18 protein-coding genes, 1 pseudogene and 1 other annotated feature are annotated in these 17,720 nt (G+C 46.7%); all 19 genes and pseudogenes read left to right on the top strand.

What is annotated here, in order from left to right; all coding sequences use genetic code 11:
* The first annotated feature begins 13 nt into the window (after positions 1–13).
* Complete coding sequence (locus LOZ80_RS01860) at positions 14–463, top strand: RrF2 family transcriptional regulator (protein ID WP_238169835.1); 450 nt, start codon at positions 14–16, stop codon at positions 461–463.
* Between the two features lie 111 nt (positions 464–574).
* Positions 575–1,264, top strand: coding sequence for a RadC family protein (gene radC / locus LOZ80_RS01865; RefSeq protein WP_238169836.1), 690 nt, complete (start codon positions 575–577; stop codon positions 1,262–1,264).
* Positions 1,265–1,298: 34 nt separating this feature from the next.
* Positions 1,299–2,336, top strand: a complete 1,038-nt coding sequence (locus tag LOZ80_RS01870) for a rod shape-determining protein (protein ID WP_238169837.1) — start codon at positions 1,299–1,301, stop codon at positions 2,334–2,336.
* A gap of 19 nt (positions 2,337–2,355) precedes the next feature.
* Positions 2,356–3,219, top strand: coding sequence for a rod shape-determining protein MreC (mreC, locus tag LOZ80_RS01875; RefSeq protein ID WP_238169838.1), 864 nt, complete (start codon positions 2,356–2,358; stop codon positions 3,217–3,219).
* A 13-nt stretch (positions 3,220–3,232) separates the two neighbouring features.
* Positions 3,233–3,760, top strand: a complete 528-nt coding sequence (gene mreD, locus LOZ80_RS01880; RefSeq protein WP_189013427.1) for a rod shape-determining protein MreD — start codon at positions 3,233–3,235, stop codon at positions 3,758–3,760.
* A 72-nt stretch (positions 3,761–3,832) separates the two neighbouring features.
* Entirely contained in the window at positions 3,833–4,501 is a 669-nt protein-coding gene (gene minC / locus LOZ80_RS01885) for a septum site-determining protein MinC (protein WP_238169839.1), read from the top strand.
* A gap of 39 nt (positions 4,502–4,540) precedes the next feature.
* The gene (minD, locus tag LOZ80_RS01890; RefSeq protein WP_238169840.1) at positions 4,541–5,335 is read left to right on the top strand and encodes a septum site-determining protein MinD; all 795 of its coding nucleotides are present in this window, start codon (positions 4,541–4,543) and stop codon (positions 5,333–5,335) included.
* A 7-nt stretch (positions 5,336–5,342) separates the two neighbouring features.
* Positions 5,343–6,491: an FtsW/RodA/SpoVE family cell cycle protein gene (locus LOZ80_RS01895; RefSeq protein WP_238169841.1), complete on the top strand. Its 1,149-nt coding sequence runs from the start codon at positions 5,343–5,345 to the stop codon at positions 6,489–6,491.
* Positions 6,492–6,616: 125 nt separating this feature from the next.
* A complete protein-coding gene (locus LOZ80_RS01900; RefSeq protein WP_238169842.1) occupies positions 6,617–7,510 on the top strand; it encodes a M23 family metallopeptidase in 894 nt (297 codons plus the stop codon).
* Positions 7,503–8,378: a M50 family metallopeptidase gene (locus tag LOZ80_RS01905; RefSeq protein WP_238169843.1), complete on the top strand. Its 876-nt coding sequence runs from the start codon at positions 7,503–7,505 to the stop codon at positions 8,376–8,378. The genes LOZ80_RS01900 and LOZ80_RS01905 overlap by 8 nt, the downstream gene beginning before the upstream one ends.
* 23 nt (positions 8,379–8,401) lie before the next feature.
* Positions 8,402–9,565 (top strand): Rne/Rng family ribonuclease, encoded by a 1,164-nt coding sequence (locus LOZ80_RS01910; protein WP_238169844.1) that lies wholly within the window; start codon positions 8,402–8,404, stop codon positions 9,563–9,565.
* 52 nt (positions 9,566–9,617) lie between these two features.
* Positions 9,618–9,706: a sequence feature (ribosomal protein L21 leader region), on the top strand.
* 12 nt (positions 9,707–9,718) lie between these two features.
* A complete protein-coding gene (rplU, locus tag LOZ80_RS01915; protein WP_029194673.1) occupies positions 9,719–10,030 on the top strand; it encodes a 50S ribosomal protein L21 in 312 nt (103 codons plus the stop codon).
* Positions 10,031–10,041: 11 nt separating this feature from the next.
* Complete coding sequence (locus LOZ80_RS01920) at positions 10,042–10,395, top strand: ribosomal-processing cysteine protease Prp (RefSeq protein ID WP_238169845.1); 354 nt, start codon at positions 10,042–10,044, stop codon at positions 10,393–10,395.
* Between the two features lie 5 nt (positions 10,396–10,400).
* Positions 10,401–10,712, top strand: a complete 312-nt coding sequence (gene rpmA / locus LOZ80_RS01925) for a 50S ribosomal protein L27 (RefSeq protein WP_147947051.1) — start codon at positions 10,401–10,403, stop codon at positions 10,710–10,712.
* A 188-nt stretch (positions 10,713–10,900) separates the two neighbouring features.
* Entirely contained in the window at positions 10,901–11,683 is a 783-nt protein-coding gene (locus LOZ80_RS01930) for a Spo0B domain-containing protein (RefSeq protein ID WP_238169846.1), read from the top strand.
* A gap of 26 nt (positions 11,684–11,709) precedes the next feature.
* Positions 11,710–13,011: a GTPase ObgE gene (gene obgE, locus LOZ80_RS01935; RefSeq protein ID WP_238169847.1), complete on the top strand. Its 1,302-nt coding sequence runs from the start codon at positions 11,710–11,712 to the stop codon at positions 13,009–13,011.
* A 171-nt stretch (positions 13,012–13,182) separates the two neighbouring features.
* Positions 13,183–14,256, top strand: coding sequence for an anthranilate phosphoribosyltransferase (locus LOZ80_RS01940; protein ID WP_238169848.1), 1,074 nt, complete (start codon positions 13,183–13,185; stop codon positions 14,254–14,256).
* Between the two features lie 1,058 nt (positions 14,257–15,314).
* A pseudogene (locus LOZ80_RS01950) lies at positions 15,315–16,492 on the top strand (IS3 family transposase).
* 442 nt (positions 16,493–16,934) lie between these two features.
* Positions 16,935–17,708, top strand: a complete 774-nt coding sequence (locus tag LOZ80_RS01955; protein ID WP_238169851.1) for a C40 family peptidase — start codon at positions 16,935–16,937, stop codon at positions 17,706–17,708.
* Positions 17,709–17,720 lie beyond the last annotated feature (12 nt).

Below are 17,720 nucleotides of genomic sequence, written 5' to 3' on the forward strand. Positions count from 1 at the left end.
GGGGGATTCAACCATGAACAGCGAATTTACGATAGCCGTCCACAGTCTCGTTTTTCTAGCGAATTTGCCTGATCATATGGCAACAAGTGAAGAAATAGCGGTGAATGTATCCACACATTCTGCTCGTATTCGCAAAGTGATGGGCTTCCTGCGCAAAGCTGGTTACGTTTCAACGAAAGAAGGAATTGGCGGGGGTTTTATCCTTAGCCGCAAGCCGGAAGAAGTGACACTCGGTGAAATATACCGATTGACTTGCCAAGGATCCTTGAAACCAAGTTGGTGTTCCGGAGATGAGAATAAACCCTGCATGATTTCATCCAAGATGGATAAATTGATGGGAGATATGTTCGCAGACGCGGAAAAGCAGATGGAACTTTATTTCAATGGTCATACCATCGGCAGCATGTTGGAACGAATTAAAGCGTTCGAATGCCCACAAACGAATAATGAGCAATTGTCCTAGAAGCCCTCGGATCTTATGATTCCGGGGGTTTTATGTCTTTTTATGCACTTATAGAGAGATGAATGGGATACAAGGAAGTAACATAACCTACAAGATGGAAGAGGGGAATTCATGGAAGCCATCAGCTTGATGCTGCGAGAAGTACCATCCGAGGAAAGACCGAGAGAGAGAATGCTGCAATATGGCGCCGAGGCGTTAAGTCATGTCGAGCTTCTGGCGATTATTCTGCGAACAGGGACGGTATCCGAATCTGCCGTGCATTTGGCTGCAAGAATATTGAACGAAAGTGGTGGGTTGCGCAGTCTAGTTGATATGAGCAAAGATCAGCTCACGCAGATCAAGGGGATTGGAGATGCCAAAGCACTGCAGATACTGGCAGGAATCGAGCTCGGACGCCGGCTTGCCAAGAGTAAACATTCCGAGCGGGTGACGATTCGATCACCGAAGGATATCGCTGATTTCATGAGCGAAGATCTTCGGTACTTGCAGAAAGAACATTTCGTATGTTTGTTTCTGAATACGAAGAATCATCTGCTTGGACAGGAGACGTTGTCGATGGGCAGCTTGAATGCATCGATTGTTCACCCTAGAGAGGTGTTTCGGGCAGCGATCAAACGCAGCAGCGCTTCGATCGTCTGTGTTCATAATCATCCCAGTGGGGATCCTACACCAAGTCCGGAAGATATCCAAATTACTCATCGATTGATAGAGGCTGGAACAATCATTGGTATTGAAGTACTGGATCATGTTATCATTGGTGATCAGCGATTCATTAGTTTGAAGGAACAAGGCTTTATGTAATATAATAGATTGGCAACAGGAAAGGAGCATTGCCATGTTTGGCAGTTTTACGAAAGATTTGGGTATTGATTTGGGTACAGCGAATACGCTGGTTTATGTAAAAGGCAGAGGAATTATCGTTAGAGAGCCATCCGTGGTTGCTCTACGTACGGATACGAAAACAATCGAGGCTGTCGGAGACGCGGCCAAAAAAATGATCGGACGCACGCCGGGCAATATCCGAGCGATTCGCCCGATGAAAGATGGCGTAATTGCCGATTTTGAGACAACAGCGACGATGATCCGCTACTTTTTAAGACAAGCTCAGAAGCAGCGTTGGTTGTTCCAACGTCACCCGAATGTCATGGTTTGTGTGCCTTCCGGGATTACGGCCGTAGAGAAACGTGCCGTAGAGGATGCCACCAAACAAGCCGGAGCACGTGAGGCGTATACGATTGAAGAACCGTTCGCCGCAGCGATCGGAGCCGACCTCCCTGTTTGGGAACCAACAGGCAGTATGGTCGTCGATATCGGAGGCGGAACGACAGAAGTCGCGGTGATTTCTCTCGGGGGCATCGTGACCAGCCGTTCGATCCGCATCGCCGGGGATGAAATGGACGAAGCTATCATTCAATACATTAAGCGTACATACAATTTGATGATCGGGGAACGCACATCCGAAACACTCAAAATGGAAATTGGCTCTGCGCTTCCGATGGAGAAACCAGAAACGCTTGAAATCCGTGGACGTGATCTTGTTTCGGGATTGCCCAAAACGATGAGCGTATCGTCGGATGAAATTACAGATTCGCTTCAGGACACGGTCAATGCGATTGTGGAAGCGGTCAAAGTCACGCTTGAGAAATGTCCGCCAGAATTGTCAGCGGATATTATGGATCGCGGGATCGTCCTGACGGGTGGCGGCGCCTTGCTGCGCAATCTGGATCGCTTGCTTGCCAGAGAGACAGGGATGCCTGTACTCGTGGCAGAGAACCCGCTGGATTGCGTGGCGATCGGTACTGGCCGTGCGCTGGAAAATATTCATTTGTTCAAAAACAAGTCTGGATCAGGCTCGCGATATAAGCAGCGTTAATATTCGTTAGAAGGTGCTCATGTTGTTTAAATTTATGGGAAACAAGAGGCTATTTTTCCTGATGTTCGGACTTGTCTGCTTCTTCATTTTGATGGGATTGACACTGGGAAATAGGGGCCCGATGACGTGGCCGGAGAAATTCGTGAAAGACTCGGTTTCATGGACGCAAGGACTCTTCTACAAGCCCGCTGCGCAGGTAGCGGGTTTCTTCGAAGATATCCGGCAACTAAGAGTCATCTACACAGAAAATAAGACGCTCAAGCTGACGCTGACGCAGTATGCCAGAGATACACAGCGTCTGAACGATCTAGAGGCGCAAAATAAGCGGTTGATGGAAGCGCTTGGCTTCACAGAACGACAGCGTCAAGCCAACGTCTATACGTATCGCATTGCTGAAGTGGTCACGATGGATACGGATCCATACAACACAACGGTAACGATTAATTTAGGCGATAAAGATGGGATCAAGGAAAATATGGCCGTCATGACCGTGGACGGTTTGGTAGGCAGAGTAAGCAAAGTGTTCGGCTTTCACTCGAATGTGCAATTGCTCAACGAAATCAATGATTCTGACAATAACTCCAAGGCTATCGCCGTCACGGTTAAGGGCAATGAGAATCAGCCGTTCGGGATCATTGAGTCTTATGCCGATACAGGCGAGCTTGTGATGAACAAGGTTGAGCATGCGGACGAAATGAAAGTTGGAGACACGATTATTACATCAGGCATGGGTCAAGTGTTTCCTAAAGGCATTGAGGTTGGAACCATTGCCTCCATCGGCCCTGGGGAATTCGGCATCACTTACAAGGTTATGGTGAAGCCCAAAGCTTCGTTCAGCCATATTCGCGAAGTGTTTGTGGTCGAAGTCCCAGAAGTGAAATGAGGTGAGCCGTGAAGTGAATCGACATCTGCTGTGGCTCATTTTACTTGGCATTTTTATTCTGCAAGGGAGTATTGTTATCTGGCTGATCCCTTCGGCTTGGCAAGGGACGGTACATGTAACTCCCCATTTCACATTGGTTTTTATTTTGTTTATCGGACTTTTTCATCATCGTCATACCGCTCTCATTTATGGGCTGCTGTTTGGGCTTTTGCATGATTTCAATTATTATGGATCTATGCTTGGTGTGTATTCCTTCGGTATGGGACTTACAGGCTATTTGGCCGGTTTGGCACAGCGCAGGCAGCCTAATTTAATATTTTATAATTTGTTGATTACGGGATTGGGATTGCTCTTGTTTGAGTTTCTCAATTACGGCATCAACCGGTTGTTCAAGCTTATTGACATTGATTTGAAATTTGCTCTCACCCATTACATGCTTCCAAGTGTGCTGTTTAATCTGTTATTTGCCCTGATTTTCTACGTGCCTATACGCAAGCTGCTTGAAGGAAAGCGGTTAGCGCCAACAGGCAACGAAGATTAATTTTCTGGGCGCTCAGCAGGAGAATTCAGGACATGAACCGAAATGTATAGGTTGGGAGGTTGTCATACTATTATGTCCGTAGCGAAACACCATGTGATGATAAAAGGGGTCAAAGATGGCCTAGTTTTTTTACTAAACGATGCATGCGAATGGCAAGATTTGCTGAGCGAGCTGCAGCATAAGCTTGAGAAAACGCATCAACAGATATTGACCGGACCGATTATTCATGTACATGTGAAATTAGGCAGTCGTGAAGTGACGGACGAGATGAGAGATGAGATTAGATCTGTCATTAAGCAAAAAGGCAATCTGCTTATTCAATCGATCGATAATGAGGCCCGCAAGGAGCCTGTCGCTGACGAACCTAGGGTTTCAATGACAACGATTAAAGGGATGATTCGATCGGGACAAACCCTCCACCATGAGGGTGATTTATTATATTTGGGTGATGTGAACCCTGGCGGGACGATTACGTCTACGGGAAACATTTATATTATGGGTTCCTTGCGCGGAATGGCGCATGCTGGTATTGATGGCGACGATAAAGCGATTATCGCAGCTTCTCATATGCGGCCAACGCAATTGCGAATAGCCGGTATTATTAGCCGCTCTCCGGATGAGTGGGGGATCGAAGAGGCGTTTATGGAATTTGCCTATGTCAAAGAAGGTAAAATGGAAATCGATAAGGTACACCAGATGCATCGGTTGTGGCCAGATACCAATACCACTATGAAATCTTAGTTCGTAAATATAGAAAAATTGCGTGTGGGGTGAGAAAACATGGGAGAGGCAATCGTTGTCACTTCAGGAAAAGGCGGCGTTGGCAAGACTACAACTTCTGCGAATCTTGGAACAGCCTTGGCGCTGCTAGGCAAAAAGGTATGCATGGTGGATACCGACATTGGGCTTCGCAACTTGGACGTCGTGATGGGACTCGAAAACCGGATTATTTATGATCTCGTGGACGTGGCAGAAGGTCGCTGCCGTTTGCCGCAAGCGTTAATCAAGGACAAGCGTTTCGATGAGTTGTATTTGCTGCCAGCGGCTCAGACGAAGGATAAACACGCCGTATCGCCTGATCAGGTAAGGGATATTATTTTGGAGCTCAAAAAAGATTTCGAGTTTGTCATTATCGATTGCCCTGCTGGTATTGAGCAAGGGTTCAAAAATGCGGTTGCCGGGGCAGATAAAGCGATTGTTGTGACGACCCCTGAGAATGCGGCTGTACGTGATGCTGACCGGATTATCGGACTTTTGGAAAATGAGAAAATCTCTTCCCCTAAGCTCGTTATCAATCGTATTCGTCCACTGATGATGAAAAAAGGCGAGATGCTGGATATTGACGAAATCTGTTCTGTGCTTGCTATTGATTTGCTGGGTATCGTACCGGATGATGAACATGTCATCAAAGCCGCTAACCTCGGGGAACCAACGGTTATGAATCCATCATCGCGCGCCGCTATCGCTTACCGGAATATCGCTCGTCGTATTTTGGGCGACACCGTGCCACTCATGCAGTTGGAAGACAAAACGGGTTGGGTGAAGCGCATGAAAAAGTTTATTGGAATAGGATGATTGGACAGTGCTTGCCAAACTGAAAAACATAGATATTCCTATTGTAGTCATTTTGTTTGCTTTCATGGTTATCAGCACAATGATGGTGTACAGCGCATCGGTCGATCATCCGTCGATCGTGATCAGCATTAGCAAAATTCTCATCTTATACGCAGTTGGATTAGTAGCCTTCCTGGCCTGCAGCTTGTTTGATTACCGTGTACTTATTCGCATTGCGCCCTACCTGTATGGGATTGGCATTATTTCATTGATTGCGGTGTATTTCTTTGGTAAAAAAATACACGGAGCGCGCGGCTGGTTCGAGCTTCCCGGGGGATTAACCTTTCAACCGGCAGAATTGGTGAAGTTAATATTAATCATTTGCATTACAGCACTCTTGGCCAGACGCGGCGGGAGCTTGTTGTTGATAAAGAATGATCTTATCCCCGTTGCAGCAGCTGTCGCACTGCCATTTATACTGGTTCTTATTCAGCCTGATTTAGGGAATGCGATTATTTTTGTCATTATTTTGATTGGTATGCTATGGATCGGCAATATCAAGTATACGCATGTTCTTTTTAGTGTTTTGATCTTGGCCGGGGCCGGGTTCCTGCTGATGACCTTATATAAGCATTTCCATCAGCCATTGTTTGAGGCACTCAAAGGGTATGGGTTCAGCCACTGGATGGATCGGATCGATACGTTCCTGTATCCTACAGAAGTATCCGCTGACGATAATTATCAAGTGAAGAACGCGATAAGAGCGATTGGTTCAGGAGGATTAGAGGGAGAAGGTTTCCTCAAGGGAACTTCTGTTCACAGCAACTTTATCCCTTTCGCATATTCCGATTCCATCTTCGTTGTGGTTGGAGAAGAGTTCGGTTTTCGCGGATCGGCAGTTCTCTTGCTCATCTATTTCTTGTTAATTTACCGGATGATTCTCATCTCCATTCAAAGCTCGCATCTGGGTGGCGCCTATATCGTTGTTGGCGTAGTGTCCATGTTCGTTTTTCAAATTTTCGAAAATGTAGGTATGATGATCGGCATCATGCCTTTGACAGGCATAACCCTTCCTTTCGTCAGTTACGGAGGAACCTCACTGCTGATTAACATGCTTTCCTTAGGGTTAGTCATGAGCGTAAAGCTGCACCAGGATCGGGAACCGGAACTGTTTTAACGATTTGCTGCCTACAAGCCCCTGACCCTTGGTCATGGGGCTTTTTTCTTATTCACATAATCTTGTCCTTCTCCTCATAGGCTGTACTAAGCATATCTAGCTAGTACTGTTTAGGAGGGGCTTCCATGGAAGTCAAAGATAAAGTGAAACAAAGACGACTGGAACGGCTTCGTAATCTGCGTGAAACGCCAGAGCCCGTGAATGGAAGCGGAGGCCCACTCCGACCTTCACGATTTCACGAGCCGCTGCTGCCTTCGAGGCATATGGAGGAACCACCGCTTTATGCGGATGCCGACTGGAAACGACGGATGGAGGATCCTGAATACGCTTGGCAGCAAAAAATGCTGCTGGAAAAAACGTTACACGGGCGGGAATATCGGGTAGATGAAGATAGAGGACTCCTAGCGCCTCCATCCAGCCGCAAAATTGCAGTCAAGCTGTTGATAAGCGGTATGTTGTTTGCAGCGACTTACGGCATGTTTCAGCTGAATCAGCCGTGGGCGATCAAGGGAAAACAGTTCATTACCGCTTCGCTAACGACTTCTTATGATTTCTCGGCTCTTTCCGCATGGTATACGAATCAGTTTGGCGGTTCTCCCTCGTTTATTCCCAGTTTTAGCAAGGAGGGGGATGAAGCCGTTAAAGTGAGCACAACCAAACGGTCCTTTTATTCTCCAGCCAAAGGTCATATTATTCTGCCTTATGATGGGACGACCCATCTGGGCGTTTATGTCAATACGGCCGAGTTCGCACCTGTCTATGCCCTGGACACCGGACAGGTGATTTTCTCCGGAGTAGCCACGGATACAGGGCTGACGATCATTATTCGCCATCCGGGCGGGCTGCAATCCATTTACGGCGGGTTAAGTGAAGCGGCAGTGGAAGTTGGTGACTGGATGAAAGTAGGTGAGTCCATCGGCAAGGCTTCCAAGAAGGACCCGGCCAAAGGAACCTTATACGTGGCTTTGACGAGGGATGGACATCCCGTTAACCCGCTGGATGTGACGAACTTTGATTAAATGGGCTGGAACAACGTACCGCTTTCATCCTTTATTTACGCTCATCATGATCGGTTCTGCCCTAACGGGTTATTTTCTCGAAGCTGTTACGTTATTTGGCATCGTGCTTGTCCATGAACTGGGACATCTGGTTGCAGCCAATGGCTTAGGCTGGCGAGTGAAAGAAGTGCAATTACTGCCTTTTGGCGGAGTTCTGGTAGTCGACGAACTGGGAACTGCACCAACATGGGAAGAACTGGTTGTATCGTTGGCTGGCCCCATCCAGCATGTCTGGATGATCGTCTTGGCGCTGCTCATGAAGTGGTTGGGGGTAGGCGTTGACACCTGGTGGGACTACTTTATTGAAGCCAATCTGATGATTGGATTATTCAATCTGATCCCGGTCATGCCTCTTGATGGAGGGAAAGTGCTGCAGTCCTTGCTGGGATACTTGATGCCGTATCACACCACGATTTTGTATACGGTTTGGATCAGCATGATGCTTAGTCTTGCGATTATTGTTACGGCTATCACGCAACTGATCAGTGGGCATCTACCGCTAAATGTCATGGTCATCGGCATTTTCCTGCTCGTTTCCAATTGGTATGCCTATCGGCAGCTGCCGTATCATTTTGTCCGCTTCTTGATCGGCCGCGGAACCCGGATGAGTCAATTGGTAAGCCGCGGCACCCTCGCACAGCCGATTGTCATTACCAAACATCGAACGATGGCTGAAACGCTGAAGCTTTTTATGCGCGAAAAATATCATTTAATCTATGTCGTCAACGAAGTTGGGCGCATACAAGCTGTGCTGCCAGAGCAGCAAATTGTGAGCGGTTATTTGGATGGAAAAAAACCGGGGAGTGCAGTTTCCGATCTTTTCATGTAAAATAACTGTTGAGGTGAACATGTATGAAGCAACTTATAATTCACTGCGCACCCGAACTTACACAGGCGGCATTGCTGGAAGACGGTCGTCTTGTTGAGTATGATACGCAGTATCCGCTTGATTCCCAAAGAGCAGGCAGCATCTACATGGGTCGCATCGTCAACGTTCTTCCCGGCATGCAGGCGGCATTCGTCGATATCGGACTTGCGAAGAATGCCTTTCTATATATAGACGATCTCCTCCCTGTCCATTTGGACAAGCAACCTAAGATTAAACCCTCCATAACGGAGCTCGCTGAAGTTGGACAGACGCTGATGGTGCAAGTTACCAAGGATCCCCAAGGTACCAAAGGTGCAAGAGTAACGACGCATATCTCCATTCCCGGTCGTTGGATTGTGTATATGCCGGATGCTGATTATATTGCCATTTCCCGCAAAATTGATTTGGAAGCGGAAAGACAGCGGCTCAAGCAATTGGCTGAAGGCAGTCTGCTGCCTGGTGAAGGCGTCATTCTTCGAACAGGATCCATCGGTCAAAGTGAAGAATCCATTCGCGATGATTTGCAAAATTTACGGGACTTGTGGCAAACGATTCGCTCCAAAATGGAGGAAGCGCATGCGCCAGCTCAGTTGTATCAAGATTTAGAACTCCTTCCCAGACTAACGCGGGATGTCATCTCGGATGACGTGAATGAAGTATGGCTCAACGAAGCCAAAGTGTATGAAGAAATGAGGCAGCTGCTTCGCAAGCAGCACCCCAATTGGCGAGGCAGAGTTGCTTATTATGACCGCAAAACCCCGCTTTTTGATCAGTTTGGCGTGACGGAAGAACTTAATGTTAGTTTCCGACGAAAGATTTGGCTGCCTAGCGGAGGTTATTTAATTATTGATCAAACCGAAGCGCTGACAGTTATTGATGTGAATACAGGCAGATATACCGGATCCATTAATTTGGAGCAGACAGTCACAGATATTAATCGAGAAGCAGCTGGAGAAATTCCAAGACTTCTGCGTCTTCGCAATATCAGGGGGATTATTATTGTGGATTTCATCGATATGATCTCAGAATTAAACCGCGCCGCTGTTATGGACACCATGACGCAAGCGGTACGCAAGGATCGCTCCAAAACGATTATTGTTGGTTGGACGAAGTTAGGCTTACTCGAAATGACGCGCAAACGCAAATAAAGATTGCATATCAAAATGTTTCTGTGATATAATACTCGGAGTGTGTTGTTTAGGCATGCTGTAACCGCACGAATCGGGTTTAAGCACGGAACGGATTTTGATCCTGACCGTCACCTGGACAAGGCGAGTCTGAGACATGAGGAGGTAATGAAAATGTACGCAATTATTGAAACAGGTGGTAAACAGTACAAAGTTCAAGAGGGCGATGTTCTTTACATCGAGAAATTGAACGCTGCTGAAGGTGAAGTTGTTTCTTTTGATCGTGTGTTCCTGGTTTCCAAAGAGAGTGGCTTAGTAGTAGGTGCTCCATTGGTAGCTGGTGCTTCAGTTTCCGCGAAAGTGGAGAAACACGGCAAAGGCGCTAAAGTCATCGTTTATAAGTACAAACCGAAAAAGAACTATCACAAAAAGCAAGGTCATCGTCAACCGTACACAAGAGTAGTTGTAGAGAAAATCCAAGCGTAATAGGCTGACTTATGATCTACGTGACCATAAAGCGTCTTGAACCGGATTCGCCTCATATCTTATCTTATGTAGTAGAAGGCCATGCTGAGTATGACGTACCCGGCAAAGACTTAGTCTGTGCTGCGGTATCGGCGGTTTCCGTTGGTACCTTCAATTCTATAGAATCTTTAACCGGTGTGATTCCTATTCACGAAATGGAACGAGGCCTTCTGGATGTTACAATCCCGGAGAGCACGCGGGACATGGTGGAGACGTGGAATCAAGTTCAGTTGATTCTGGAATCGATGGTCGTTATGCTGCAAACGATTGAACAAAACTACGGTGACTATATAACGATTGAAACAATCTATCACAAAGGAGGATAAACACCATGTTGAAATTGGATCTCCAGTTATTCGCTTCCAAAAAGGGAGTAGGTTCCACGAAGAACGGACGTGACTCGCATTCCAAGCGCCTTGGCGCTAAACGTGCTGACGGTCAAACGGTTACTGCGGGAAGCATTCTCTATCGCCAACGCGGTACGAAAATTCACCCAGGAACGAACGTAGGCATTGGTTCGGATGATACACTTTTCGCTTTGGTACAAGGCGTAGTGAAATTCGAGCGTTGGGGCCGCGATCGCAAAAAAGTGAGCGTATACCCAGTTGATGTAGCTCCTGTAGCTGCAGCTTTAGAAGCGTAATAAGAATCCCTGGCGAGCGTGAGTTCGCTCAGGGATTTTTTCTCAAGTACGAAACAAACCTCTAAACGCGGTCACGGTTTCCGATGGCCGAGGGCGGAGGTTTTCTCATTTGTTTGGTGAAGTTTGCTAGTACATCATGGTATACTGGATGAACATTTACAAAGCAGGGAGAACGGAGCGGACGGGGAATGAAGCGAGTGGGCAGCGCGCAGGTTTACTTATTGGCACTTGTGCTCATCGGGCTAACAGGGATGATGTTTGTGGAACCTTGGTTAGTCAGAGGCGCATTACTGATTATTATTGTGTTATGTGGATATACGGCTTTCAAGTTGGAAACAAGCAGAGTGCAAGAGACGTGGAGCCAAACCCTTCACGAGCAGGAACAAACAAGCCATCGCAAGCTGATTCAAGTGATGAATCGTTTGCGGCATGATTGGATGAATGATACTCAAATTATATTTGGATACATTCAAATGAAGAAGTTTGATAATTTGCAGCCTTATATGGAAAAAATAAAATTGAATATGCAGCAGGAAAGTAATCTATCCAAGCTAGGCCTTCCCTCTTTTATTGCTTTCTTGTTGCTGTTTCGAGTTGAGTCGAAGTCACTCGAGTTCGTGGTTGAATTAGATCAGGAAATAAACCTGGCTGAACTTCCTTTACGCAGTGGACTGATCGAGAGAGTGGTCCGTCAAACGGTGGAATGCGTTCAACAGCATGCGGCTACAGGTGAAGGTGAGTGTGGCACGCTTAGCTTGGAGCTCGATGTTCAAGAAGATAGCTTACTGCTTGATTTTGTATATCAAGGCCCCTATGAAAGGGAGCAACTTGAGAACGCTTTGAATGAGCGTCTGGTATTGAATGCCAATGCTTGCTCGCTTGAGCAGCATGATTGGCAAGAGGAAGAAGCCGTTGTGACTTTGCGGCTGCCGTTTCAAATAGAACAGAAGGGATCTTTAGCCGTGGGCTAAAGTCTCTCCTTAGTTGAGGTGTAGGAATGTTTGTTGATAAAGCGAAGATTTTTGTAAAAGGCGGCGACGGCGGTGATGGGTTAGTTGCTTTCCGTCGTGAGAAATATGTACCGGAGGGTGGACCTGCCGGTGGTGATGGAGGCAATGGCGGCGATGTCGTTTTCCGAGTCGACGAGGGTCTCCGCACACTGATGGATTTCCGCTATCAGAAGCACTTCAAAGCGGAACGCGGCGAGAAGGGCCGCAACAAATCCATGCATGGCGCCAACGCCGACGATATGGTTGTGCGCATTCCGCCAGGAACGACGATTATTGACGATGACACGCAAGAAGTCATCGCCGACTTGACGCGTCACGGTCAAGAAGTCGTGGTTGCTAAGGGTGGACGAGGCGGACGAGGCAACACACGGTTTGCGACAGCGCGCGTTACAGCCCCTGAGATCGCCGAGAATGGCGAAGAGGGCGTGGAACGCTGGGTTGTGCTTGAGATGAAGGTGATGGCCGACGTCGGCTTAGTGGGCTTTCCTAGCGTTGGGAAATCAACGCTGTTGTCGGTCGTCTCTGCCGCGAAGCCAAAGATTGCGGCCTATCATTTCACAACCCTTACCCCGAACCTTGGGGTGGTGGATGTTGGCGATGGACGCAGCTTCGTGATGGCGGACCTTCCGGGTCTGATTGAAGGCGCCCACGAAGGCGTGGGGCTCGGTCATGAATTCCTGCGTCACGTAGAACGGACGAGAGTGATCGTGCACGTCGTGGACATGTCCGCTGCGGATGGTCGCGATCCTTACGAAGATTTCCTCAAAATCAATGAGGAAATCAAGCTCTACAATGCGAAGCTGGAACAGCGCCCGCAGATCGTAGTTGCGAACAAAATGGACATGCCTGATTCCGAGGACAACCTGACTTTGTTCAAGGAGCAATTGGCTGCGGATGGCAAAGAAGTTGATGTGTATGCGATTTCGGCTTTGACGCGAGGTGGAATTCAGGAACTGCTTTATAAGATTTCGGACATCGTTGAAAGCATTCCAAATGCGCCTGAAGTGGAAGGCGTTTCGGCTAAAGAAGAGCGTAAAGTATATCGCTTTGAGAAGCGCGAAGAAAATGACTACACAATTCGTCGTGATAACGATGTCTTCGTCATTGAAAGTCCATCCATTGAAAAGCTGATCAAACGGACGAATTTCAGTACGCAAGACGGCGTCGCCCGATTTGCGCGTATTTTGCGCAACATGGGAATTGATCAAGATTTGCGTAACCGTGGAGCTGTTCACGGACAGACGATTCAAATCGGTGACTTTGATTTTGAATTTGATGAGAAGCAGTAATTGAAACGGAACACTTATCCTTGTAGGAGGATAGGTGTTTTTTTGTGCTTACTCTACGTTTATGTCATAAAACTTGACATGTAAATAGAAAAGGTTTACGATTTTCTTAGGAATATCTTTATTTTGTTAGTTAATATGACATGTAGATTTATGGCGGAAGGAGGAGTGAGGATGAAAAGATGGATTCAAGCCATAGGCTCTAGTCAGCAAGGCGCAAGAGATTTATCTTACGAAGAAGCCGTTGAGGCAGCACATGAAATGGCCAGAGGAGACTCGACGGATGCGCAGTGCGCAGCCTTCCTGATGGCTCTTTGCATGAAAGGGGAAACCGATGAGGAGCTTCGCGCATTCGTTGATGTTTTTCGCAGCTATTCCTTGAACTACCATGCATTTGCGAATTCGCTGAATTGTGCTGGCCCTACTGAGGGACGTCAATTTTTCCCCATCTCCCTTCCGGTCAGTTTGCTGTTAGCTTCTGTCGGCTTTTCCCAAGTTCTGCATGGTGGCGATACCTATCCGCCCAGACAGGGAACGGCTATGAAAGAACTGCTCGAAAGCTTTGGGATAGCACTGGATGTATCTATCGAAGCTTGGGAAACGATGCTATTTCATTTGCATATCGGTTTTCTCCATACGGAACGGCTCTGTCCCCCTTTGGGGAAGTTGAAGCAGGTACGTGAACAAATTGGTTTGCGGACCGTGATGAATACCGTTGAAAAATTGATGAACCCCGTGCAGTCCATGAATATGATTATTGGCGTCAATCAGCGGAGAATGATGGAGTCATTGATTCCCATTACCATGAGATCCGGTTTGCAGAATGTGTATATTGTAAATGGGATTGAAGGTTCTGAGGATTTGCCCCTCTACCAAAACAGCACGATTCGGATCGTTACACCTTGGGGCGATGAGTCGCGCGTGGTAGAGCCGCAGAAATTTGGTTTTATGAGCGAGCCCTTGCCGCCGCTTAGCAAAGAGGAGCAAGTTGCCGTTGTGCAACGAATCATTGCCGGAGACACTTCAGAGGAATTGAAGCGGGAACGTGACCATATCATTTTTAATGCAGGTTTGCGATTGACTTGGTTTGATAAAGTGGGGAGCTACGAAGAGGGCTTTCAGTTGGCCGAATCACTTTTACAGAGGAAAGAAGCGCATAAAGTCATGCAAAAGTGGGTGGACCAGAGTCAGCGCTATGCGCGAAAAGACCAGCTGAATGCCAATGATTCTTCCACAAAAATCGGATAAGATTCTTCCTTTGCCACAGCTTGATGAGGTGAGGGCGGGGTCTTTTTTGATAGATAAGCGTGTAGTGTCGGGCAGTGCTATTTTGCTTTTTAATTGGGAATTCAGTTGTTTTCATGGAAATAAGGACCTGTAGATCCGTTAGGGTCCTACCATCGCATAGCCCAAAGGGAACTACGATCCGCTATAATGCTGAATTCCGCCAAATTCCCCACCAAAAGGAACTACGATCCGCTATTTCATCATTTCCCGCTTGGAATCAACATATTCCACTTAAATAGCATACCTCAGTTCCCTTTCATGCTGCTTTTACACCAGTTTCAGCCAGATAGCGGATTATAGTTCCTTTTCACACTGCGTTCTGTGTGGTCGCATAGCTCAAAGGGAACTACGATCCGTTATAACGCTGAATTCCGCCAAATTCCACTCCAAAAGGAACTACGATCCGCTATTTCATCATTTCCTGCTCGGAATCAGCATATTCCACTTGAATAGCATACCTCAGTTCCCTTTCATACTGCTTTTATACCAGCTTCAGCCAAATAGCGGATTATAGTTCCTTTTCACACTGCGTTCTGTGTGGTCGCATAGCCCAAAGGGAACTACGATCCGCTATAACGCTGAATTACGCCAAATTCCAATCCAAAAGGAACTACGATCCGCTATTTCATCATTTCCTGCTCGGAATCAGCATATTCCACTTGAATAGCATACCTCAGTTCCCTTTCATGCTGCTTTTACACCAGTTTCCGCCAAATAGAGGATCGTAGTTCCTTTTCACACTGCGTTCTGTGTGATCGCATAGCCCAAAGGGAACTACGATCCGCTATAATGCTGAATTCCGCCAAATTCCACTCCAAAAGGAACTACGATCCGCTATTTCATCATTTCCCGCTCGGAATCAGCATATTCCACTTAAATAGCATACCTCAGTTCCCTTTCATGCTGCTTTTGCACCAGCTTCAGCCAAATAACGGATTATAGTGCATTTAGACTTAACAGTGGACACAACGAATTGGGAAATTAGATAATAGACCTATCTAAATGACGAGGTGTCCGAGATGAATGAATTCCGCCAACGGTACAATCAAAAGTTCAAAGAAGAAACGGTTAAGTACATTCTACAACATAGTAAATCGATTCCGGATATTGCAAACGAACTGAACATTCCAGCGAAGACATTGAGCAGTTGGGTCAGTAAATATCGCCAATTTCCAGATGAGCCCTTCGTAGGAAGTGGCAATCTACGTAGCCATGATCAGTTCGTGAAAGACTTGGAGCAACGCAACAAAGACCTAGAGGAAGAACTAGCTATCTTAAAAAAAGCGCTGCACATCTTCAGCAAAGACCCGAAGTGAGATTCAAGTTCATTGATGACCACCGTTCAACATTTCGAGTTGAGAAGATGTGCAGCGTACTAAGTGTATCCAAGAGCGGCTATTATAAATGGCGAACCACACCCCCAAGTGAGCGGAAAAAGCACCGCGAAGCGTTGGCTAAAGAGGTGGAAAAGGAGTATTTGGAATCGGATCGGAATTACGGGAGTCCGAAAATTACAAAGGAACTGAGAAAGAAAGGTTTCAAAGTCGCTGTCAAAACGGTTGGGCGTATCATGAAAAAGAAGGGTTTACGCTCACAAGCTATAGGGAAATTCAAGGTGCAAACAACGGATTCCAATCACAGCCACCCGATTGCGCCAAATTGGTTAAATCAGCATTTTGATGTGTGTACAAGACCGAATCAAGTATGGGTTACCGACATCACGTACATCCATACACGTCAAGGAAACCTTTATTTAGCAAGCGTTCTTGACTTGTTTACCCGCAAAATCGTTGGCTGGCAGCTTGGCAATCGCATGACCGTGGAACTGACGCTAGACGCCTTAAATCAAGCATACGAAGCCAAAAGGCCGCCTAAAGGCCTTATCCATCATTCAGACCGGGGATCGCAGTATGCGTCAAATGAGTACCGTAAACAACTGAAAGAATACCATATGATTCGTAGTATGAGCCGTAAAGGTAATTGCTACGATAACGCTTGTATAGAGGCTTTTCACAGCATTCTCAAGCGGGAATTGGTGTACAGATATAAATTTCAAAGCCGCCAAGAAGCACACCAACGAATCTACTGGTACATTGAGTTTTTCTACAACAGGAAACGTACGCACAGCAAGCTTGGCTATTTGTCTCCAGACAAGTTTGAATCCCAGTACTACAAGCAAATAAAACTGATTTCTTAGCTCTTTTTTTTGTGTCCACTCTATTGACTCAGATACATAGTTCCTTTTCACACTGCGTTCTGTGTGATCGCATAGCCCAAAGGGAACTACGATCCGCTATAACGCTGAATTCCGCCAAATTCCCCACCAAAAGGAACTACGATCCGCTATTCCATCATTTCCCGCTCGGAATCAGCATATTCCACTTAAATTGCATACCTCAGTTCCCTTTCATGCTGCTTTTACACCAGCTTCAGCCAAATAGCGGATTATAGTTCCTTTTCACACTGCGTTCTGTGCCAGCGTATTTCCCTTAAAGGATCTATCGCTTATAAGAGGTTTATCTCTCAGAGCGGCGCAACCAATTTTCTCAAAATAGACTGAAATTAGCCAGTCCTTACGAACTCTATGTTTGGGTACCATGTTCATAGACTAAAAGCGATATGCTTAGGAGGCTAACATCATGAAAAAACAACTTTTGACTCTTGCGCTTTTGCCTGCTCTCATTTTTGGCGCAGCTGCGATCCCAATGCCACAGCAAGCTTCGGCTGCTACAGCTCAAATTGTAAGCAGTGTCAGCTTGCGTCAAAGCGCGGACGAGAATTCTACTCGGATCCGATACCTGAAGCAAGGTGAGCAAGTCACCATTTTATCTAAAGTAAACAGTTGGTGGTATAAAGTTAAAGCATCGGACGGACGCGAAGGTTACATAAGTACGAGTTCCAAATACATACAAACATCGGGAGGATCATCCTCCGGAGGCAATACGAATGGCGGAACGGAAAGCGGTTCAACTAGTGCAAAGGTACAGAAAATTATAGCCGCAGGCAAAAAGTACTTAGGCACACCGTATGAATACGGCTCAAGCCGCAATAATACAGCGACCTTCGACTGTTCCGATTTTGTTCGGCAAGCTTTCTTGGATGGAATTGGCGTAACGCTTCCAAGTGACTCCCGAGGTCAAGGCAGTTATGTGAAATCTCTGGGACATGCCAAAACGGACTGGCATGATCTGAAGGCGGGAGATTTGATGTTCTTCATGGATTATAAAGGGACAAGTAAATCCAACTACAATGGCATCAATAAATCTACGCAGAAAATTACACATGTTGCCATCTACTTGGGCAATGGCCAGATCTTGTCGACTTACTCCAAGGAAAGCGGCGGGGTACGCATTGATTCCATTGCCAATAAGCATTGGGAGTACCGGTTCTTATTTGGGGGAAGCGCGCTCTAGGCGTTTGCTGAG

Origin of the sequence: Paenibacillus sp. HWE-109 (assembly GCF_022163125.1) — a bacterium.
Lineage (GTDB): Bacteria > Bacillota > Bacilli > Paenibacillales > NBRC-103111 > Paenibacillus_E.